We start from the raw sequence: 21137 nt of genomic DNA, 5'->3' as shown, positions 1-21137 counted from the left end.
ACGAACTTGGAATTTATGCATCATATTTCTGAACAAAATAAAAGATTCTTTTGTCTTGATGCTGGTATTTTTCATTACATTTTTCGCAAAAAACAAATTCATCATTAATTTTTATATTTCCATGACAATTTGGACAACATAAAATTTTTTCTATATCAATTTGCTTACTAAAGATCTTTTTAATCGTTTGTGAGGTGAAAATAATTATGCTCTTTCTAATACTTAAAAGGAAATTCTTCTCTGGTTGAAATTCAGTTTCGCCTGCTATTTTCCAGGTTTGAATATTTTGCAGATCATGAATTACGTAATTAATTTTATTTTTCCAAAAATAATTGATAAAAAATTCTTTTCTAAAACTTCTTTCAAAACTATGCCAGATGTAGCTTTGCTCAGATGCTAAAAATTTATCAAAATAATTATTAATAAATTCGGGATACGGTTGTTTTTTTCTGAATAAGATAATCTTATTATCTTTTATTTCTGCAAACCATAAATGCATTTTAAGAGCCATGATTTGTTCACGTAAAGCTGAAGGACAAGTAATATATCCTCTCTTCCCAATTCTCTCCATTTCATTCAAGCAAATTGCGGGATTATTTAAATGTTCAATAACATGACTACTATAAACAAAATCTATGGATTTATTTTTGAAAGGCAGATGATCAATATCACATTGAATGATGAAAGCCTTGTTATCAATGAAATCAGTTGGTCTTTCTGTAAATCCTGTTAAAAATTTATCGACTATTATATCAGCTCTGGGCAATGGACGGCCTCCACAGCCTAAATCTACAACAATTTCTTTAGGTTTTATTCCAAGTCGTCGCCATTCACCAAATATATAATCTAAAATGCTTAAAAAGTTAATTTTTATATAATAATAATATCGTTTAATCATAAATATATTCACTAGTAAAAGTTTGCTTGAAATTTTTAGATAATAATTTATTAATATCTATAGTTGGCAAAAAATTTTTAATGTTTTCTTGATATATTTTCTGCTGGTTTTGATTTAATAAATAATTTCTAATAACCTGAACGAGTTCTATTTTATTATTGTTGACTGAAAAGCTAATTTTCTTTTCGTCAAGTTCATGCGCAATTTCTGGAACTTTTGAAATTACAACTGGGACACCAAAATTTAAGTAATATTTAACCTTGGCTGGCTCAGTGTATTTCATATAGTTTTCTTCATCTTTGTACAATGCTATTCCAAGATGACTTCTAGAAATTATTTTTTTTACTTCGTCCATGTTTTCTATAAAACCATGAAAAAATATATTTTTATCAATTCCCATTTCTTTAGCTATTTTTTTGAAATAGATTTCATCAGGTCCGCTACCGATTACTTCAAGTTTTAAATTTGGAAATTCATTTTTTAATTCCTTTACGCTTTCAAATAATAAATCCAGAAGTTGGTATTTGCTTATTATGCCGCAATAAACTAATGTGGGGGTTGAATTTTTTTTAATTAATTTTAATTGGCAATTATCAATATTAATGCCAAGTGGAATAAGTTGTGACTTTTTAGCATAATCTTTAAAATAGCCATATTTTTGACGCCCGATTATGTGTCGATTAGTTGTAAACCAAATAGAATCTGCATTTTTTAAACAAAATGCATCCATTATATAAAATATTCTGGTCAAAAAACGATAGATACCTTTTTTTGGCAATGGGAAAAAGTCCATCACTCTATAAATAATAAAATCAATGTAACCAATTTTTTTCAAGAATATCCCGTAAAATGTACATATATAATTTATGCCAAAGAATATCCTTTTCTTTCTTTCTTTTTTTCTAGAAAGATAAAATAAAGCTTGACAGAAATATAGCATGTAATTAAAAGGCAGAAAAATAAAATATAATAACCTATTCCTAAAGACTATTGGAGATAATATTTTTTTGTCTATAATTTTTTCTTGTTCCCTATAATGTCTTAAGAAAGAACTAGTATTTTTGTCTCCATGTGGAAATTTCCATTTTAGATAGATAAAATCAGAGAAATTTTCTTTAAAATAAGACTCGTAATCATCTAACCCAACAGGCGCAAAAGAACAAAAAATTAATTCTTTATTTTTGAAGGATTCTTTTTCCATTGATTTTTTTGAGATAGATAAATCAATCCTTTTCTAAAATGTAAATAATATACGCCTAAACTAAGGATTGGATGTGAAATAACTTTTTTCCATTTACTATTTTCAAAATGAACGCCTAAAAACCGATAATAAAAACCGAGTTGTTTTCTGATATCTTTGTCACTAGAGCCCCATTTAGATATGTATTTTTCAAAACTTTTAGTGTAATAAACCTTTTTTGATAAATATCTACTTAAAGATAGCTCTTTTTCGTTGTGAAAAAGAGGATTGTCAATTATTCCGACAGTTCCATGTTCTTTCAACCTCTTATCAAGATCCCAGTCTTCAGCACTATTTAACGATTCGTCAAAACCTTTTACGCTTAGAAAAATATCTTTTTTTATAAAACGAACAGCATCTATGGCAGTTGCATTATAAAAACTTCTTTCAAATTGCCTTATTTTACTTAAAAAACTTTTACCTATAATAATTTCAGGAATATATAATCCAATGAGCTTTTTATTTCTTCGAACCATTGTTAAGCATTCGTCTAAAACGTGATTTGATAAAATCATATCAGCATCGAGATATAGAATCCAGTTTGCCTTAGCATGTAAAACGCCAAAATTTCTTTGTGCTGATCTTTCAGGACCATAATTTAGAACAATATTGGTAAATTGTTTGGCTATTTTTTTCGTTTTATCAATTGAATTATTGTCAACAACAATAATCTCTATTTTATTTTTTGATAGAGTTTGTTTTTTGATAGATCTTAAGCAATTTTTAATATTTTTTTCCTCATTCTTGGTTGCAATAATTATTGAAACCAATGGAATATTTAATTCAGACATTTTAACTTTTTCAGTAAATAAAATAGCTATGAAATACTTTGTTCTTTAACGTGATTATTAATTGTTATTTTTAAATTCAATAGGTTATCAGCTTTATTAATTTTTGTAATTACTTCTTTTGCGATTTTAAAATAATTATTTATTGACATCCATCTGCCCGTGACAAGATCTTTTCCACCAATAGAAATTAGCGCCATTCCTCCTAAAAAAATTAGATAAGCGAAATTATTTAGATAAATTGATAAACGATTAATAAAATAAGAAAATTTAAAAATGAAAAAATGTAAACTTGAGAGTTTCTGAAAATCAATATTTATTGGCTGAATTTGACCAGTGATCTTTTCAACTATTTTCTTGAGTTTTAGCTTTTTAACTGCATATTTTAGTGTTGGAATAGTTTTATAGTCTAATTTTAATAATCTAGCAGCGCAAATGTCAGTAAGACAAGGATTATTGCCAATTATGATCTTGTTCATTTTTCTTGGCTGACCTTCAACAGGACCCATAGTACCTAGAATAGTCGTAGCATCTAGAATACAAAGACTTGGCTTAAAAAATCTGTACAAATCATAAGCGATATAAAATGAGAAAGGCTGTAAAACAATTTTTTGTTCATTATTTGCTAGATAATTTAATTGGCTAAGCCAACATCCAGAAATTTTTTCTGCAACATGACTTTTTAGATTTGAGAAAATTATGAAAAAATCAATAAAATTTAGTTTTTCAGAAAATTCTTGATTACGAATTTTATAATCTTTTTCTCCGATATAACTAACTGTTCTGCCATGACTTAGATTTAGCAATTCAACATTTTGATATTTTAAAGTTAATTCTGAATAACCGATTGTATCAAAAATTAAGTTCAGATCATCTTTATTTTCGGAATCCGCAATTAATATTTTTTTGGGGCTAAAGACATTAAGTGATTGAATCAAACTTTCAACTAATTTGATATTTGTTGTAGTTCCTGATTGTTGTGATTTTAATCCAGAGTACGTATCAATTTTGATTAATATTGTTGAATCTTTGATTTTAGTTGAATCAAAATATTTTGGAATAATTCTTCCAAAATCTATTTTACCGTCAATTATTGAAACCTGATTTTTCATTCAATATTTGTTATTACTTTTTTTTCTTGATGTGATTGCAAAGAGGCCTGAGCAATTTTCAGAGCAATAAGACCGTCATAAGCATTCGTCGGTACAGGTTTATTATTCAAGATGCAATCAACAAATACTTCAAGTTGTTTTCTATAAGCGATATCTCCTGCTGACATGTACACATTAGAAACCTCTTTAGGAGTAAAGTTTTTTTCACCTAATATTTTATCTCTGAATGAATCACATCTCCACAGTTTTATAGCAGGTATGCTCATTTGTGTAGATATTTTTCCCTTTTCACCTATAAATTCAGCTGTCCGATTAACATTACTCCAATTCCATTTTGGCACCCAATAGATTTCAACTATTGTCTGTATATTATCTTCAAATACAATAGTGGTAGTTGCACCTACTTGAATTTCATTATCGTAAATAACTGTGCCAGATACTGATTCTATTTTCTTTCCTTCAAAATACCATCTTATTAAATCAAAAAAATGCGTTCCATAATCTATTAATAATGTTTCTTCTGGTTTTATTACTAATGTTTCAGATCTAATGTGTCCAAGATAAATTTTTCCCACTATATCTTGTTTTAGATATTCACGCACTTTAATATGGTTCGGCATAAAACGAAGTTGATAGCCAACCATAATGGAAAGATTTGTCTCATTCTGTAGTTTTAAAATTTTTTCTGCTGCTTCAATTGAAGTTGTAATCGGCTTCTCGACAAAAACATGTTTTCCTGATTTTAGGCTATCTAAAACGATTTTTTCATGCATTGGTGCATTTGTGGAAACAATTACAGCTTCAACTGATGGATCGTTGAGTACTCTGTGGTAATCAGTTTCTTTTTTGCTAATATTAAACTGATGTCCGATTTTTTCTAATTTATCTTTTTTTAAATCGCAAATACTAACGATATTCGTTTGGGGAATACTTAATAGACTTGGCAAGTGAGCACTTTCTGCAATTGCACCTGTTCCGATTATTGAAATATTTAATTTTTTCATTAAGATTATTCTACTATTTTATTGATAATTTCTTTATAGTCTAAAGGAGTAAAATTATATGCTTTTTTAAGATAAGAGATATCAGCGATGGTATTATTTGCAAAATCGCTGACTGCATCCAGAGAAAGAAGATTCGAATGTTTTGCGATTTGTTTGCAAATAGATATTGGTAAATGAATTTTACTTTTATTTATTGCCATTCTCTTAAGAAAATAATTAATAAATTCTTCATAAGCAACTGGATATTTTCCAGCAATTTCTATACTTTTGTTGGTTTCAAAATTATTGAAGCTGAGAGTGTTTGTAATTTCTATTAAATCGTCAATATATATAGGTTGCAGTAAAGTTTTTCCGTTTCCTATTATTGGTAGAATTGGAAATTTTTTGAGATAGCTGATAAATTTTTTTGTACTTCGCGAATCTTTTCCCAAGACCCAGGCAGGACGAATAATTAGATAAGGCTTATTATATTTTTTTATTTTTTCTTCGGCTCTTTTCTTTGATTCAGAGTATGCAACCGTATCATTCCGTTTCGCAGTAATAGAACTAAAAAAAATAAACTTTTTAATATTTTTATTACAAGCACTTATTAAAGCTTCGGTAAAATCAACGTTAACTCTGAAAATGTCTTCATTTTTGGAATCTAGTTCAGCTGCTAAGTGAATTATATAATTACAATTTGATAAAAGACTGAAGTATTTGCTAGGATTTAAATCGCCTTCTATATATTTGATATTTGATAGCTTTTTCTTTGCTTTATTCTCATTTCTGATTAAACAAATAATATAGTTATCTTTGTTTTTAGAAATTTTATCTAATAATTTTTTGCCTATAAAACCTGTTGAGCCTGTCAAAAAAATTTTGTTCATCTTGTTTTGAATTTATCAGCGAATGTTCGGCCAAGAAATACTCCGCCTAGTATTAATTTAGTGCCAATCAGGCTTGCGAATAACATTGGGTGAATTAAGACATTTTTGTATTTTTTATTCTCTACAAAAACTCCTATGTATCTGTAAAAAAAACCAAGCCTTAGTTTAACATATCTATTATTTTTTCCCCATTTACTTATATATTTTCCGAAGGATTTTGAATAGTACCATTTTTTTTCCAAGAATTTTAAAAAAGTTACATTCCCTTCATTATGATCCATATGGCTATCAATAATATCAATGTAACATTTTTCCCTAATGCGCTGATCCAAATCCCAATCTTCTGGTCCGTTAAGAGAACAATCATATCCTCCAATATCTTTTATTATTTTTGTCGGAATAAATCTTACACAATCGATTACTGAATTTGTATAAAATACTTTTTCATAATTTCTTATTCTATTAAAGTAATTTTTACTTCCGACAATATTTTCTGGTACCTGTAAAGCGATATCTGCGAAATAATTGTTTGACTTATCATTATCTTTGAAATTGACAATTTTTTTTACACATTCTTCAATTACGTTTTTGTCTAGTGATTGATCAGCATCGAGTTGTAAAAAATATTCTCCATGACATTTATTAATTCCATAATTTCTTTGAGCCGATCTTTCTGGACCAAAATTGAAAACTAGCTTTGTATATTGCTTGGCAATTTCTTTTGTCTTATCCGTAGAATTATTATCTATAACAATCATTTCAATAAATTCTTTCGGATATGTTTGCTGTTTTATTGATTTTAGGCAATATCTAATATTATCTTCTTCATTTTTTGTCGTTATAATTACTGATATTAAAGGGATTGTCATGGATAGTCAGTAAAATTAGCTTTTAAAATCCATTAGATGTCCTAAAACTTTTGTTCCTGCTTTCCACAAAAATTTAAGATCATTCATATTTCTAGTCTGGCTGATTTTTTTCAAGATAAATTTTGGCGTCATAAAAGCTTTATATAATCCTGAAGTCAACTCTTTAACATCTTCTGTAGTTAAAACACTCTTCATTACTTGTTCTCGTTGATCAAAACGATCATAATCTGTAAAATTCAATAAATTATTTTCTAAGCAATACTTATATAATGGTGTACCTGGATAAGGAATTAAAACAGTTGCCTGCAAAGTATCAACATAACCTTTTTTAAATAAATCTTTGGCAAGACAAACAGTTCTTTGAGCATCTTCTTTTGTTTCCCAAGGATAACCAATCATTGCAGTGATATGCGGTTCTAAGCCTGCTTCTTTACAAATTTTTAAACCATATTCAATTTCTTCAACTTTAAGATTTTTATTAATTTTATCTAGTGTTTTTTGGTTTGCTGATTCTAGACCAAATAATACAAAACGAAAACCAGCTTGCTTCATTAATTGCCAAATTTTTGGATCCTTGATGCCGCTAATCCTCATATTGCAACTCATGGTAACTTTTTTGTTGTAACCTCTTTCAATCATGCCATTACAAAATTCTAGTAGCCAATCTCCTATTGGTAAACTACCTGAATCTTCCATTATTTCTTTAACACCTAAATCGATCAAATGACCTATTTCATCCAAAGCTTGTTTTGCAGATCGAGTACGGAAATGCTGGCCTGGGAATAATGTTGTCCAAGAACAAAATGAACATCTTCCCCACCAACAATCACGTCCTGACATCATGTATGTGCCTGGAGTATGTTTAAAATTGCCATTTTTGTAGGCATATAATTGCCAATTAACTAATTCTCTATCAACCATTGGCAAGGAATTTAAATCATGTTTTAATAAATCAATTGGACCTGAATTTTTCAATGCTCCATTTTCTCTAAACCAAATTCCACCCTCAAGTTTTTCGCCTTTGCTTAAATGATTTGCTAGATTGAGCAAAAGAAAATCAAAATCTCCGCCTGTTAAAATATAATCAGCTTTTGAATTTTTCAATGATTCTTCTGGCATTGCTGTCACATGATCACCCATTAGAACAATTTTTAATTCTTTGTTTTTTGCCTTTAATTCATCAATAATTTTCCAATGCTTTTTTATGACTGGGGTTTTTGATTCAATAACTAGAATATCTGGCTTTGTGTTAATAATATCGGCAAGCCATTCTTGATAGGTCTGCTCTTTGGCAATGCCATCATGCCAAAAAACTTGATAACCATTTTTTGATAATAAAGTTGCAGCATAAGCTGGAATAACTGGAAAAATATAGGTTGGCGAATTAAACCATTGGAATTGACGATTTTGTGATAATAAAGGCGTGCCTTTTTTTGATTGCATTGGCGGATACGAAATTGATATTTTCATCGGTATTTGCTTTTTAAATTTTTAGTAAAAATAAATCCTTGTAAAAATCTTGTTCCATACCAGATGTGTGTTAAAAAAATGTAGTAAAAAGTATTAAAAATTATTAGGATATTCTTTTCGTATTTGTGAATGTCGAAGAAAATCTTGATATAAGAAAGCGCATAAATTATCCAGCCTAAAATGTAGAGACGAAGGATTATGCTTGAAAAGATACTAGATATAGCTCCCAAAATAATAAATAATAAAAAGAAGCTTGGAACAAAGTACTTTAATTTTAAAGAAGTCTCTGGATATTTCTTGGCGAAAAAACCGCGATGAATTCCATAATTGCCAACTTGTTTTAAGTGCTCTAACAAACCTTGACGGCGATGATGATAAACAATTAATTCTGGATCGTAAATTATTTTGCCTTTATTTTCTTTTAATAGGTCAATACATAACTTAGTATCTTCACCTGGCCAATATTCCGAATTGAAACCTTTGACTTTTTGAAAATTGTTTTTTCTGATTGATAAATTGACACTTGGCCAATCATTGATAAATCTTTTTTGGCCAACTTGAACATAACGTTCTGGAAAACCGCCAGAAAAATTACTTAAAAAAACTGCACCCGAAACCTTTTGCCAAAAATTGTCTTCTTTAGGTGTTAAAGCTGGACCGCCAACAGCAATAATATTTTTATCGTTAAAATCTTGATCAAGGATTTCCAACAAATTATTTTTAGGAAAAGCATCATCGTCAACGAAAATCAATATTTCACCTTTTGCATCTCTGATTGCTAGATTTCTTTTCATTGCTGGTCCGCCTGGACCTGTAGAAATTTGCTTTGTTTTTGGCCAATGTTCTGAATTAATTTCGTTTGGATAAATAATTATTTCAAAATCATCTCGCTTAATTTCTAAAATATTGGGAATGGTTTCTCTTATATAATCATTAATTTCCTTGACTGGAATGACAAACGTGTATTTCAAACAGTTATAAAGTTATAAAATAAAAAGTTATAAAGTACTTTATGGACTTTAAAACTTTATAACTTTTTACTATTTATAATGTATAATGGCCGATTAATAACCTGAAAATTGATGTTAGCGATATACAAGGCAATTAAGCCTAAGCAACTTAGAACAATGCCAATTAAAAATAAATTTATAATTGCTAAAATTGCTGGCCCTGAAAAATTTTTCATCCCTAAAATATAGTTTGTGAAAAACATATAAATTCCGAAAATTCCTGAACCAATCATAATAAATATTCCTAAGTAGCCAGCAAGTTTTAAAGGAAAAAGGCTCATTGATACAAAAGAAGAAAAAGCGAGCCTAACTAATTTTAAAAAACTGTAACCTGGTTTTCCTTCTTTTCTGTCTTGTGCATCAAAATATATATATTTCTTATCAAAACCGAGCCAATCGATTAGACCACGTGTTATTCTATTTTTTTCTTTAAGTTTATTAAATTCATCAATAACTTGGCGATCCAAAAGCCGATAATCTGTTGATCCTTGAACCATTTTTGTTTCAGAAATATTATTTATTATTTTATAGAACATCCAGGAACCAATTTTTTTGGTAGTCTTATCACTTTTGCTTTTATTTCTGACACCGATAACGACTTTATGCCCTTTCTGCCAATACTTTATAAATTTTGGAATTAAATAAAGTGGATGTTGCAAGTCGGCATCAATCGTAATTGCTGCTTCGCCTTGGCAAAAATTCAAGCCCGCCGTTGTTGCAATTTCTTTGCCGAAGTTTTTTGTAAAATCAAGATATTTAATTTTGTTATTTTGATTCGCTAAATTTTTAAGAACGTTTCGACTGTTATCTTTGCTCCCATCGTTGACAAAAATTATTTCATAAGTCAAATTTGGTATTTTATTCAAAACTGAATTGATCTCTCTGCAAAAAAAATCTAAATTTTTTGATTCGTTATAAACCGGCACTACTATTGAGATGTTCGGCATAATTTTTATTCTTTTCTTTAGGAAAATAAACAAACATAAAACTTATAAGCGAGATCAAGCTATTTATAATTAAACATATCATAATAACTTGAAAAAGTGAAGCATGAAAAATTATTATAAATATAATTTGCAAAATTGAGCCAGCTGCAAGAATTGGTAAAAATATAAATTTTTTAATAGAAATTAAATATGTAATAATCAGATTTAAAATGGAATATGCAGTCATTACAACGCTCATTATTCCTAAAAGATTACTGCTTTGTAGGTATTTTGCGCCGAATAGCATTTTTATAATTTGCTCAGGAAAAATAAAATATAAGATGTTTAATAATATTCCCAAAACTGTGACTAGTAACAAGGCATAAATAAATAAATGTTGATGTTTTTCTTGGCGTTCAAATTTTTCAGTTGCCATTGGCAAGAGAACAGATGCAATGATACCTGTTCCGAAAAAAATTATTCTAGCTAGCATTGCTAAAGAGCTATAGAGTCCCGCGTCATTATTAGAAAAATAATGTTTGACTAAAATCAAATCAATATTATATAAAAGGGTTAAGCAAAGAGATGTAATAAAAAAATAGCTAATGCTTTGAATTTGTTTAGTGCTAATTTTTATCGACTGAAGATTTATAAAATCTGCCTTGTTCAGTTTTATATCCCTTAATAACAAATAAATAATCACTGCACAAATAACTGAAGGAAAAACATAACCAACTACAGCGCCGGAAACTGAAAATCCAAGCAAAACTAATCCAACGCCCAATATAATCTTAAGAATTGTACCTATAACATTTACAATAGAAAGTGCTTTAAATCTTTGTAAACCTTGCAATATAGATATATAAAAACTACCCACATACGCAAGAATAAGACATGAAGCCATAATAATAATTGGGGCTTTTTGAATTTTTAAATATTGAGCAATTAAATCTGAAAATGCCGTTAAAATTATGAAAACAATAATTCCAAAATACAAGAATTTTTTTTCAAAATATGATTTGAATTGAGCAAGTTTTGCAAAATTTTTGTTAGCTTTATATTCCGCAACTTTTCTAGTTCCTGCTAAAATAATCGCGCCGCCAATCATTGTTACGATTAAGAATATACTTTCGAGAGAGACTAATTGGCCATATTCATCAACTGTTAATACGCGACCAATAATTAAATTAAAAAGATAATTTAAGACACTGGCAATTATTGTTCCTGAAAATAAAATTACAGTATTTTTTAAAAATAAGCTTGCGATTAAATTTTGTTTGATTTTATATAAAAATGATGACATAATGTTATGAAAGTATTATATACTATGAATTAATAATTGAGAACTAGAATTAAATTTTATGAAACGAATTTTAGTTACTGGAGGTGCGGGGTTTATAGGTTCACATTTATGTGAATACTTGTTAAAAAAAGACAACGAGGTTATATGTGTTGATAATTTTTTTACTGGCCAAAAACAAAATATTATTCATTTGTTAAAAAATCCTTATTTTGAAGTCATTAGACATGATGTTACTTGGCCGTTATATATTGAAGTTGATCAGATTTACCATCTTGCCTCGCCTGCAGCACCGATTCATTATCAAAAGGATCCAATTCAGACAACTAAAACAAATGTTTTAGGTGCGATCCAAATGCTTGGTTTAGCAAAAAGGTTAAAGATTAAAATTTTGTTAACTTCAACTTCAGAAGTCTACGGCGATCCAAAAGTCCATCCGCAAAAAGAAAGCTATTGGGGCAATGTTAATCCAATCGGTCCTAGATCTTGCTACGATGAAGCAAAACGATGTGCTGAAACATTATTTATGGATTACTGGCGACAAAATAAAGTGAAAATAAAGATTGTTAGAATTTTTAATACTTATGGTCCGAGATTAGCTATGAATGACGGCAGAGTTGTTTCAAATTTTCTTATTCAAGCTTTGCAAAATAAACCAATAACTATTTATGGCAAAGGAAAGCAAACAAGATCATTTTGTTATGTAGATGATTTAGTAAATGGACTTTATGAAATGATGGAAACTGATGATAAAATTACTGGTCCAATAAATCTTGGCAATCCTGGAGAATTTACAATGCTTGAATTGGCAAATCTTGTGATAAAACTGACAAAATCAAAAAGTAAACTTATTTATGAGCCTTTGCCAATCAATGACCCAAAGCAAAGAAAACCTGATATTTCTTTGGCTAAAAAAGTTTTAGATTGGGAACCAACGATTAATTTAACTTCTGGACTTAAAAAAACTATACCTTATTTTAAAAAGGCATTACGCAGCTCTTAAATTAATTTAAATCTAAGAAACGGGCTAAAATCCCGTTTTTGTTTTACAAATTTATATTTTTATGTTATATTATTTAATTATATTTTTGGTTAGCTCATTACAAATTCTAGGTTAATGACCAAGAAGGAGGAAAAAGATGCGAAACACCAGTTTGCTCTGCCTAGCCTTTTTAATGATTGCTTGTACTGATTCAGATGAAGAAAGTAAATTCACTGGCACTGAAACAGCAAAGAAGCTTTGTGATGATAGTTATTGCGAAAGTGTAATTTGGCAAGTTGAAGATTTTTATCTGACACCAATTGATATAAATTTAAATGTTGTTGATTCTGATGGAAATATTGCTTCAACTAACACGTTGCTTGTCAAATTCAAGGATGATGTGAGCATTTCTGGCATTGAAATTGTTCTTGGAATTGTTGATGCAAAAATATCGGCATTCATTCCTGATTTAAATATTTATGAATTAAAGTTTGATTGCAATTCCATTGAAGAAATTGAACAAAAGATTGATACATTGCTCGCTAATTATAATGTCGAATTGGCAGAAAAGAATTATGCTGTACAGCTTGAAAGTTTGGATATTGAAGGCAAAGATGACGCTGGACTGTGGGGATTTGAGAAAATCAAATTAGCACAAGCTTATGACTTCATTGAACAAAATGGTATTACTCTTCATCCTATCAAAATTGCGGATTTGGATAATGGCTTTGACTTGAATCATCAAGAATTTGCTGGCTTAGATGTTGAAAAATATGATTTTGCTGATACTGATAACAATGTCTATTATTCTGATGGGCATGGAACTGCAACTGCTGGAATTATCTTTGCTCAAAATAATGGCACAGGAATTAATGGAATTGCATATAATGCTGATTTTCTGGCATACAAGATTTTTCCTGATACTGGCGAAAACCATAGTTTAATAAGAACGCTGGTTTCGGCAATTGTAATGGCAACAAAAAGAGGCGCATCGGTAATAAATTATAGCGGAAATACTTTATCAGCAAATAATTTTTCTTTGGGCATGCTGAACTTGGCAGTAGTGTATGCAAACAAACATGGCGTTGTCATTGTTTGTTCAGCAGGCAATACTTTCATTGATGCGACAAACCATTATCCTTCTGCTTATCCTGAAGTTATCTCTGTCGGTGCAACTTATTATGACCAATATGGTCTTGAGAATAGAACTACTTTTTCAAATTTTTCTCAAAATGATGATCCTAATATTTTGACATTGGCTGCACCTGGAAAGGATTTAAGATTGTTGGGTCTTGATAATTCTTATTCAATTGGAGAAGGTACTTCTTTTGCCTCGCCAATGGTTGCTGGACTTGCTGGTTTACTGAAAGAGATAAGACCAGAATTGAATCCTGATGAAGTTAGAAGAATTATGTATGAATCAGCAACAGAAATTCTAGTTACTTATCCTGACGGTGTTTTTCATTATTGGAGAAGAATCAATGTCTTGGAAGCTGTGAAAAAAGCAACTCATGAAATGGATTTGCCAAATCATGGAATTGGCAAACCTTGTTCGCAAAACAGTGATTGTGATTTTGATTTGCCATGTCTTGTAGGAACTTGCACCGAAGCTTGTTTTGAGGAAAAAGATCGTGGTCAAGATCTGGGAGTAACTTGTGATAATTGCAATTTGTTTAGTGAATGTCCTGTTGGCACAACTTGCAAAAGCTTTGATCAACCTTATGGGAGAATGCCTCTAAGACTTTGTTTGTAATTTTTTGCTCTTTTAACCGAATTTATTTCGGTTTTTTTTATTTGACAAAATTTAAAGTTTAGCGTATGTTATGGTATTGTTCTTTTAAAATTTTACTCCCAAAAACGAGAGAGGAGGAGGAAAAAGTCATGAGAAAAACACTAGCACTTTTGCTGGCGATTCTTGCGATTTCTTCTCTAGTGTCATGCAAAAAAGAAGTTGAAGAAAAACAAATTGAGCAGGATGTGAATTTGTATTATATTAATTTGGCTAGAAGATTTTCATCTGGAAACTTGAATTGCACTTTTACTTTGACAAATCCCGAACAGATTGAAAAGTTGACGCGTGATGAAAAAGCTGAAATCAAAGTGAGAATTTCTGTGAATAATACATGCACGCCCAAAGAGTCTAGAAATTCTCTCCTTACTTTTGCAGGTAATTTTGAAGATGGCGTTGCTGGTCGCAGACCTGGTGTTTTCATTTATCAGCAATGTTTGACATTGTCTTATGAAATTTTCGATGAAGGCTTCAAACTGCGGAACATTTCAGTTGAAGTTGATGCCAATTGTCCAGAATCAGAAGATTTCAAAGCAATTAGAAAGACGAATCTAGAAACTGCACTGAAGGAAACTGCATTAGCTTCTTGCTATTGCAAACATCATAATTGTGATGAAGAAAACAGCATGGATAATTGCGGAATCTCTGAAGTGAAAGATTTGAATAGTGATGGAATTGATGAAGTGCTAGTTTCAGATACTTGCCATGCAAGATCTGGCAATTGTTATTCTAATCTGTGGTCAATTGTCGATGAATCACCGAAAATGATTTTCGAAAGCGCGCCATCAATCAAGGACGTTCAGCCAAATACGGATGGCAATTTTCCAATGCTCGTCACAACGGATAGTTCAGGTGGTGGTTCTGTAACGAAATATTTTAATTATTATGATAGTGATCAGAAAAAGTATGTTACAAGAAGTAAGAAAGTTGAGAAAGTGCGAAGGATTGATTTTATCGGGCAAGAAGATTCAGAAGTATTTATAAGTGGTGAAAGACGTGGCGTTTTGAAATCTGTGAAACCTGGTGATTCTGCTGAATTAACTCTTGATAATTTGCCTAGTTATCCATTTAAAATTGAAATCAAAAAGCCTGGCTTTAAGACATTTACTTATGATTGGGATTGGAATAGTCTTCCTCGTGTTTTTGAAGCTTCAGATGGCTCTGGATATATCAATCAAGAGCTCGAAAAGGAGTAAGATTCTACCGAAGATTTTCTTCGGTTTTTTTTATTTTAAAATAAAAAATCGAAGACTTTCTTCGATTGAGACTAAAAATAGAACATTATTTCTTTTCCAACTCAGCTGAAATTTTTGCAGCTGTACTTAAGCTCTTATCAGCAGGATAAATAGCAACAACTTTTGTCGGATCAAGCAGATATACTAGGTACGAAGTTTGTTCAGAATCTTGTTGACTAAGCCAATAGAATCCTTCGTTGACTCTTTTGGCATTTGGCTTTTTACCCAGAGATTCAAGATAACTTTTTGCAATTTTGGGAGTTTTGAATTCCATAATTCTAATCGAAAATAAATCATAATCGTAAAAATATCCTTTCTTGAATCCTTTTGAATGTCTCTTTGTATCAGTATCAGTTTTGGTTGATAGCAAATCACTTCCTAAAATATTTCGAGAAACAAGCAACTTTTCTCCTGGTGAATCATTCATTGCAACTGGCTTTTCTTTTGGAATTGAAGCAACTGCTGTAGACTCTTCTTCAATTACAGAATCATCATCATAGGCAATGCATTTGTTTTGCCGATCAATAAAACAGACAGCTGTGCCAGAAGCTTTCACGCGCATTCGTTGTAAATTGGTATCAACCTTACCACCTTCTGCATAATATTCTTTGGAAGTTGAATAACGAACATTAACAACTGCAGCAAGAATTGATCCATATTGACGATAGGCCATGATGAGCATCAGTCGATTTGCTTCTTGATAATCAGGCTTCAAATCAGGCGGAGCTTCCAAATTATAGCTGCTGACATGAGTTTTTGTGTCGCCATATTTTTCATAATTTCTTTCATAGCTTTTCAGACCAGGCGCAACTTTTTTGGAATATCCTTGGGGAATATATGTTGCTTCAGCACTGCCTAAGACTCTAAATGGCTTTCCAGGATTGCCGGTTGTGTAAGCCTTGATTCTTTCTGGATAGCTCATACAAGATGCAAGCAAAATTGACAATAAAATAACTAATGTCATTTCCCTTTTCATCTCTTCCCTCCTGTTCTCTTTTTGGCAAGGTACGATTTATATATAATACTTTTAAAATTGATATTTGTCAACTTTGATTTATTATCAACAGTATATTTGTTGACTTAGAAAAAATGTGTTATAATTTTGGTGATAAAATTTTTGAATTCATGAAAATAAAAAAAGAAATTACAATTAATGATTTGGCCAAATTGATTGAAAAGCTTGGCACAAAAGTTGAAAAGATATCTACAAAGGTTGAAAAGATATCTACAAAGTTTGAAAAATTATCCGTAAAAATGGATAGTGGTTTTAAAGAACAAGAAAAAAGACTTGATAAAAAAATGGATATTGGTTTTAATCAACAAGAAAAAAGACTTGATAAAAAAATGGATATTGGTTTTAATCAACAAGAAAAAAGACTTGATAAAAAATTCGATAAAAAAATTTCAGAACTTGCATTAATGGTTGCAAAAGGTTTTGAAGAGACCGCAACAAAAGAAGATTTAGAAATATTAAATATTAAAGTTGATGGTATTAAAAAAGAATTAACAAATAAAATTGATCATGTTGAAGAATCTTTGATCAATAAAATTGATTCTGCAAAGGGTGATGTTATTTTGATTATTAGAAAGTTAGATGAAAAAATAATTGTTTTAGTTGATACTTTAAAAGGTCATCGAATTCTAAGTGATATCGAGTATGAAAAGATTAGTAAAATAAAAGCTTTTCCAACTATTGAGCTTAAATCATAAATTGATAAGAAGTGCTAATTAATTACAAAGGCTGAAAAATTAAGCACAATTCGTAATATTTAATTTGTTATAACGCAGACTAACGCAGAATCGAACGCAGAAAACGCAGAATTTACGCATAAAAATTAATTAAAATTACTTATAAATTTAAAAAATAATTAATACAAACAAATGAAACAAAAAAGATTTTTAGGGTTGTCGCTTGTTTTAGGAAGCGCGTTGTTGTTTACAACTGCTTTTGCAAGCGCAGCATCTGTCTGGACCATTGATACTGGTCTAGTAAAAAAAACATTGACTGTTGGAACAAACAGCAATAAAGGACAATTGTTAGTAAAAGGTTTTATCAGAAATCCTGTCAAAGGCAAAAAAGTTTATATCAAGGATCATTTGAAAGTTCAAGGAAATGTCAAAGTTGGCGGAATTTTGCAAGGTAGCAATATTGTTGGTGCTGATAATCTTGGAACTGGTGTTGTTACAAATGGAAAAATTGGCGAAGGCGCTGTAACTGGAAATAAAATTGCTAGCGAAACTATAACTTCTGGTAATTTGCAAAGTGCTTCTGTAACTGGTGATAAAATGGATTTTTCTATGGATGGAGTTGTAAAGGCGGCAGCGTATATTAACACTTCGACTCCCTCTACTCCAACAGCAGCCACCCAATTTAACAAACTAGCTAATGGAACAACAATAACGCCTAGCTATAATTCAACAGCTGGAAGATATACAGTTGATTTTGGAGCAACAACAAATATTTCTTCTAATTATTTTAATGTTACTCCTCTTATTTCTGGTACAAGTTTATTTGCTGTTATTAGGTCTGTTGGTACAACATCGGTTACGATTGATTTTTATGATGATACTGGTGCAGGTTCAGATCCTACAGGATTTTATCTAACTGTTTATTAATTTAATATTATTTGTTTTACTTCCTTGCTAAATATGCAAGGAAGTTTTTATTTTGTACAAAAAAACCACAGAAAAATCTGTGGTAAAAAAAGTGCTAGCGTTTCATGATTTCAAAGTAGTGCTGGATTTCCTCATCGGAAAGTGCAACGTTATAAAATGTAGTCTCATCAATCTTTGTGTGGCTGTTCTTGGCTGGTGGCATATCGTTAGACCCAATATAGGTAATACCGCCAACTGGGTTTTGAGCATTACCTTGCCAAATTTGTTCGCCATCAATGTATGCAGTAAAAACTCCTTGCTTGAATTTCCCACAGAAAGTAATCCACTGATTCACATTAACAGTTCTTCCCTGAGCAAGCTTTACTCGGTTTAAAAAGAATGTCCAGTTGTTTTCCATAGTTACATCGTTCCATTCGATTCCAAGTGCTGGTTGCAGCCTAAACTTTGAGAATACAACATCACCTCTTTCGTAATCAGTCACATTTGCTGAAACGCAAATCGTAAACTCATTCACAATCGAATCCATGCTCACGCTATCAGCCACTTCGGCATAATCGTCGACTCCGTCGAACGATGCTGCCTGGCCACAAACTGCATCAGCAGTGTAAGTGGCGCCATGGTTGAGAGCGTTGTTGGCATTGGTAGATCCATCATTCATGTGTCCATCGAAGCTCAGGTACATGACGAGAGAATCACAGTCTTCGTCAATTGCACCATCACAATCGTTGTCCACCTGATCGCAGATTTCCACACCGCAATTGGTGACTTCACATTCACAGCCGTCAGTCGGATCAGTGTTCAAATCAACTCGGAAGCGGCTGCACGTCAGAACGCACTCACCTGCTTCGCAAGTAGTACTCACTGTCCCCTGACTGCCACAAACATAATTGCATTGGCCGCAGTTATTGGCTTCAGCCATGAGGTCGAATCCATTGTCTGTCTGGCCATCGCAGTCATTGTCAAGTCCATCGCAGATTTCATTTGCAGGCAAAGTCTGATTCTGGCATTCGCCCCACTCACGGCTTTCCCAGCAAATCTGCGTCCCATGAGAGCATTCGCCCACATCAGATCCGCAGTTGCGAGAAACGGAAGGTGAGCAACAACCAGTCAAACCTTCGTCTGTTTCGCCATCGCAGTTGTTATCCAATCCATCGCAGATTTCATCCGATGGTCCAGTTGCATCCAAACACCAACCCCAAGTACGGTCTGCCTGGCAAGTGGAAGTTCCCTTCACACATTCGCCAGTGTCAATACCGCATTCGGAAATGGTATCAGGAATACAACAATTTTCCAACTCTTCATCTGTATTGCCATCGCAATCGTTGTCCAAGCCATCGCATGTCTCTTCCGACTGCTGACCGACAACTGCATTGCAAGCACTCATATTCTCATCAACACAAACGATCACGCCTTCAGCCTGGCATTCGCCAAGACCTTCAAAGCATTGATCGTTGATGTTGAAACCTTCATCTGTATTACCGTCGCAATTGTTATCAAGGTTATCACAAATCTCGTCGCTCGACTGAATCTCACCTTCGCAGGCAAGCCAGCCACCAGCAAAACAAGATTGGATACCGATCTCACATTCACCGACGTCACTGCCACATTCACGCAGCAGATTTTCGTCAACATCGCCATCGCAGTCATTATCTTTGTTATCACAGATCTCATCGTTGCCGGTGAGGATATCTGCATTACAAGACGTTGACTGCTGATCAACACCGCAAGTCATGCGACCAATCGACAGACATTCACCACGCCCAATCTGACATTCGCTGTTCAGATTAGCAAAGGTTTCATCTGTCTGACCGTCGCAGTTGTTATCCTTGCCATCACAAAGTTCAGCCATTGGCTTCACTTCTTCAAGACATTCGCTCCACACACCATCAATCGAACAAGTCTTGTGACCCTTACGGCATTCGCCGACAGCGGATCCGCATTCGACCTGATCGTTAGGCTCGCAACATCCAACCAAGTCCTCATCAGTTGCGCCATCGCAGTCATTATCCTGCTGATCGCAAGCCTCATTGGACGGCTGGATGATCAGAGCTGCACAGAAAGTTCCAAACATATCTTCAGTACAAGCATAATTGCCATTAGAAAGACAGTTGCCTTGACCAATCTGGCATTCCATCCCTCGATTCAGAAAATCCTCGTCAGTTGCGCCATCACAGTCATTGTCAAGACTGTCGCAAAGATCAACAGTCGGACCAACAGCGTTTTCACAGTCGCCCCAACTGCCATCTTCCTGACAAGTCATCTCGCCCTTCACACATTCCCCAACATCAGATCCGCATTCCTGAACAGCGTCAACGTCGCAACAGCCAACCAAATCTTCGTCAGTTTGGCCATCGCAGTCGTTGTCCATGTCATCACATTCTTCAGGATAAGCTTGAAAAGCTGCAACATTACAAACAGTTGTGCTTCTATCGGTACTACAAACGTAAACGCCTTCGTTCTCACACAAACCGAGTCCGACAGAACAGGACTGATTCAGATTGTTGAAATCTTCGTCAGTATAGCTATCGCAGTCATTGTCAACGCCATCACAGATTTCGGTTGCGGGAATACAAGGAACATCTTCACCGACATCAGAACCGAGATCGGTTCCATTGTCAGGCGAGACATCAGGCTGAGCGTCATTACCAACATCGTTGCCTTCATCAGGCTCGACATCGGTAGAAGCGTTGGCATCTGTATCAGTCGTCGAATCTTCATCAGGCGTTCCGACTTCAGCGTCCGCTTCAGCGTTAGAATCAGCGTCGATATCAGCGCTTGTTCCAACTTCGGCGTCAGCTTCAGCATCGGGTCCGGTGTCAGACATAGTCTCTTCACAGACAGTAGACTTGTTTGCCAAAATCATTTCAGCATTCGGATTCTTCACGCAAATCTTGGAATGATTATTCATGTTGCAAACACAAGTATAGCCATCAGAGCAACGTGCATTTTCATCACAAAGATTCTTTCCATTCTTTTCATCAGCAGGTGCCAACTCTGCAATACAACCAACAAAATACAAGGACAACAAA

Annotated in this window: 19 protein-coding genes; 5 read left to right on the top strand and 14 right to left on the bottom strand. The window is 32.5% G+C overall.

Annotated elements, in window-relative coordinates; all coding sequences use genetic code 11:
* Window positions 1-13: 13 nt before the first annotated feature.
* The 11 genes from WC663_02890 to WC663_02840 are packed head-to-tail and all read right to left on the bottom strand — an operon-like array spanning window position 14 to window position 11489.
* A complete protein-coding gene (locus WC663_02890) occupies window positions 14-898 on the bottom strand; it encodes a class I SAM-dependent methyltransferase (protein ID MFA6296272.1) in 885 nt (294 codons plus the stop codon).
* On the bottom strand, window positions 891-2099 hold the full coding sequence (locus tag WC663_02885) for a glycosyltransferase (GenBank protein MFA6296271.1): 1209 nt from the start codon (window positions 2097-2099) through the stop codon (window positions 891-893). Before WC663_02885 ends, WC663_02890 begins: the two co-directional genes overlap by 8 nt.
* Window positions 2066-2929, bottom strand: coding sequence for a glycosyltransferase (locus tag WC663_02880; GenBank protein ID MFA6296270.1), 864 nt, complete (start codon window positions 2927-2929; stop codon window positions 2066-2068). Before WC663_02880 ends, WC663_02885 begins: the two co-directional genes overlap by 34 nt.
* A 26-nt stretch (window positions 2930-2955) precedes the next feature.
* Window positions 2956-4038 (bottom strand): DUF362 domain-containing protein, encoded by a 1083-nt coding sequence (locus WC663_02875; protein MFA6296269.1) that lies wholly within the window; start codon window positions 4036-4038, stop codon window positions 2956-2958.
* Window positions 4035-5042 carry a Gfo/Idh/MocA family oxidoreductase gene (locus WC663_02870; protein MFA6296268.1) on the bottom strand — a complete coding sequence of 336 codons (1008 nt, stop codon included), beginning with the start codon at window positions 5040-5042 and terminating at the stop codon, window positions 4035-4037. Before WC663_02870 ends, WC663_02875 begins: the two co-directional genes overlap by 4 nt.
* Window positions 5043-5047: 5 nt before the next feature.
* Entirely contained in the window at window positions 5048-5911 is an 864-nt protein-coding gene (locus tag WC663_02865; protein ID MFA6296267.1) for an NAD-dependent epimerase/dehydratase family protein, read from the bottom strand.
* On the bottom strand, window positions 5908-6780 hold the full coding sequence (locus WC663_02860; GenBank protein MFA6296266.1) for a glycosyltransferase: 873 nt from the start codon (window positions 6778-6780) through the stop codon (window positions 5908-5910). Before WC663_02860 ends, WC663_02865 begins: the two co-directional genes overlap by 4 nt.
* A 15-nt stretch (window positions 6781-6795) precedes the next feature.
* Window positions 6796-8250 carry a radical SAM protein gene (locus WC663_02855; GenBank protein ID MFA6296265.1) on the bottom strand — a complete coding sequence of 485 codons (1455 nt, stop codon included), beginning with the start codon at window positions 8248-8250 and terminating at the stop codon, window positions 6796-6798.
* Window positions 8247-9221, bottom strand: coding sequence for a glycosyltransferase (locus WC663_02850; GenBank protein ID MFA6296264.1), 975 nt, complete (start codon window positions 9219-9221; stop codon window positions 8247-8249). Before WC663_02850 ends, WC663_02855 begins: the two co-directional genes overlap by 4 nt.
* A gap of 56 nt (window positions 9222-9277) precedes the next feature.
* On the bottom strand, window positions 9278-10207 hold the full coding sequence (locus WC663_02845; GenBank protein ID MFA6296263.1) for a glycosyltransferase family 2 protein: 930 nt from the start codon (window positions 10205-10207) through the stop codon (window positions 9278-9280).
* Entirely contained in the window at window positions 10173-11489 is a 1317-nt protein-coding gene (locus WC663_02840; protein ID MFA6296262.1) for an oligosaccharide flippase family protein, read from the bottom strand. The genes WC663_02845 and WC663_02840 overlap by 35 nt, the downstream gene beginning before the upstream one ends.
* 58 nt (window positions 11490-11547) lie before the next feature.
* On the opposite strand from WC663_02840, the gene WC663_02835 reads away from it, so the two are divergent.
* The 3 genes from WC663_02835 (at window position 11548) to WC663_02825 (ending at window position 15453) form a co-directional block, all read left to right on the top strand.
* Window positions 11548-12489 (top strand): UDP-glucuronic acid decarboxylase family protein, encoded by a 942-nt coding sequence (locus WC663_02835; protein ID MFA6296261.1) that lies wholly within the window; start codon window positions 11548-11550, stop codon window positions 12487-12489.
* Between the two features lie 136 nt (window positions 12490-12625).
* A complete protein-coding gene (locus tag WC663_02830) occupies window positions 12626-14221 on the top strand; it encodes a S8 family serine peptidase (GenBank protein ID MFA6296260.1) in 1596 nt (531 codons plus the stop codon).
* Between the two features lie 128 nt (window positions 14222-14349).
* The gene (locus WC663_02825) at window positions 14350-15453 is read left to right on the top strand and encodes a hypothetical protein (protein MFA6296259.1); all 1104 of its coding nucleotides are present in this window, start codon (window positions 14350-14352) and stop codon (window positions 15451-15453) included.
* Window positions 15454-15538: 85 nt separating this feature from the next.
* On the opposite strand, the gene WC663_02820 is transcribed toward WC663_02825, so the two are convergent.
* Complete coding sequence (locus tag WC663_02820; protein MFA6296258.1) at window positions 15539-16468, bottom strand: hypothetical protein; 930 nt, start codon at window positions 16466-16468, stop codon at window positions 15539-15541.
* Window positions 16469-16617: 149 nt separating this feature from the next.
* Here WC663_02820 and WC663_02815 point away from each other — a divergent pair, with 149 nt between their 5' ends.
* Window positions 16618-17202, top strand: a complete 585-nt coding sequence (locus WC663_02815) for a hypothetical protein (GenBank protein MFA6296257.1) — start codon at window positions 16618-16620, stop codon at window positions 17200-17202.
* A gap of 171 nt (window positions 17203-17373) precedes the next feature.
* On the top strand, window positions 17374-18108 hold the full coding sequence (locus tag WC663_02810) for a hypothetical protein (GenBank protein ID MFA6296256.1): 735 nt from the start codon (window positions 17374-17376) through the stop codon (window positions 18106-18108).
* Window positions 18109-18202: 94 nt separating this feature from the next.
* Here the strand turns inward: WC663_02810 and WC663_02805 are convergent, their stop codons facing one another.
* Both WC663_02805 and WC663_02800 read right to left on the bottom strand, forming a co-directional pair.
* On the bottom strand, window positions 18203-20575 hold the full coding sequence (locus tag WC663_02805) for a MopE-related protein (GenBank protein MFA6296255.1): 2373 nt from the start codon (window positions 20573-20575) through the stop codon (window positions 18203-18205).
* A 26-nt stretch (window positions 20576-20601) separates the two neighbouring features.
* A complete protein-coding gene (locus WC663_02800) occupies window positions 20602-20913 on the bottom strand; it encodes a hypothetical protein (GenBank protein ID MFA6296254.1) in 312 nt (103 codons plus the stop codon).
* Between the last annotated feature and the right edge of the window lie 224 nt (window positions 20914-21137).

The organism is Patescibacteria group bacterium (assembly GCA_041662665.1).
Taxonomy (GTDB): domain Bacteria; phylum Patescibacteriota; class JABMPQ01; order JABMPQ01; family JAQVVF01; genus JAQVVF01.
Note: the sequence above shows the minus strand (reverse complement) of the source record. Positions and strands in the feature narration are given on the sequence as shown.

What these genes read in the sequence shown, in the direction of transcription:
- WC663_02890 (MFA6296272.1), bottom strand. Translation starts at nt 898, where the DNA reads ATGATTAAACGATATTATTATTATATAAAAATTAACTTTTTAAGCATT.
- WC663_02885 (MFA6296271.1), bottom strand. Translation starts at nt 2,099, where the DNA reads ATGGAAAAAGAATCCTTCAAAAATAAAGAATTAATTTTTTGTTCTTTT.
- WC663_02880 (MFA6296270.1), bottom strand. Translation starts at nt 2,929, where the DNA reads ATGTCTGAATTAAATATTCCATTGGTTTCAATAATTATTGCAACCAAG.
- WC663_02875 (MFA6296269.1), bottom strand. Translation starts at nt 4,038, where the DNA reads ATGAAAAATCAGGTTTCAATAATTGACGGTAAAATAGATTTTGGAAGA.
- WC663_02870 (MFA6296268.1), bottom strand. Translation starts at nt 5,042, where the DNA reads ATGAAAAAATTAAATATTTCAATAATCGGAACAGGTGCAATTGCAGAA.
- WC663_02865 (MFA6296267.1), bottom strand. Translation starts at nt 5,911, where the DNA reads ATGAACAAAATTTTTTTGACAGGCTCAACAGGTTTTATAGGCAAAAAA.
- WC663_02860 (MFA6296266.1), bottom strand. Translation starts at nt 6,780, where the DNA reads ATGACAATCCCTTTAATATCAGTAATTATAACGACAAAAAATGAAGAA.
- WC663_02855 (MFA6296265.1), bottom strand. Translation starts at nt 8,250, where the DNA reads ATGAAAATATCAATTTCGTATCCGCCAATGCAATCAAAAAAAGGCACG.
- WC663_02845 (MFA6296263.1), bottom strand. Translation starts at nt 10,207, where the DNA reads ATGCCGAACATCTCAATAGTAGTGCCGGTTTATAACGAATCAAAAAAT.
- WC663_02840 (MFA6296262.1), bottom strand. Translation starts at nt 11,489, where the DNA reads ATGTCATCATTTTTATATAAAATCAAACAAAATTTAATCGCAAGCTTA.
- WC663_02835 (MFA6296261.1), top strand. Translation starts at nt 11,548, where the DNA reads ATGAAACGAATTTTAGTTACTGGAGGTGCGGGGTTTATAGGTTCACAT.
- WC663_02830 (MFA6296260.1), top strand. Translation starts at nt 12,626, where the DNA reads ATGCGAAACACCAGTTTGCTCTGCCTAGCCTTTTTAATGATTGCTTGT.
- WC663_02825 (MFA6296259.1), top strand. Translation starts at nt 14,350, where the DNA reads ATGAGAAAAACACTAGCACTTTTGCTGGCGATTCTTGCGATTTCTTCT.
- WC663_02820 (MFA6296258.1), bottom strand. Translation starts at nt 16,468, where the DNA reads ATGAAAAGGGAAATGACATTAGTTATTTTATTGTCAATTTTGCTTGCA.
- WC663_02815 (MFA6296257.1), top strand. Translation starts at nt 16,618, where the DNA reads ATGAAAATAAAAAAAGAAATTACAATTAATGATTTGGCCAAATTGATT.
- WC663_02810 (MFA6296256.1), top strand. Translation starts at nt 17,374, where the DNA reads ATGAAACAAAAAAGATTTTTAGGGTTGTCGCTTGTTTTAGGAAGCGCG.
- WC663_02800 (MFA6296254.1), bottom strand. Translation starts at nt 20,913, where the DNA reads ATGCTGAAGCTGACGCCGAAGTTGGAACAAGCGCTGATATCGACGCTG.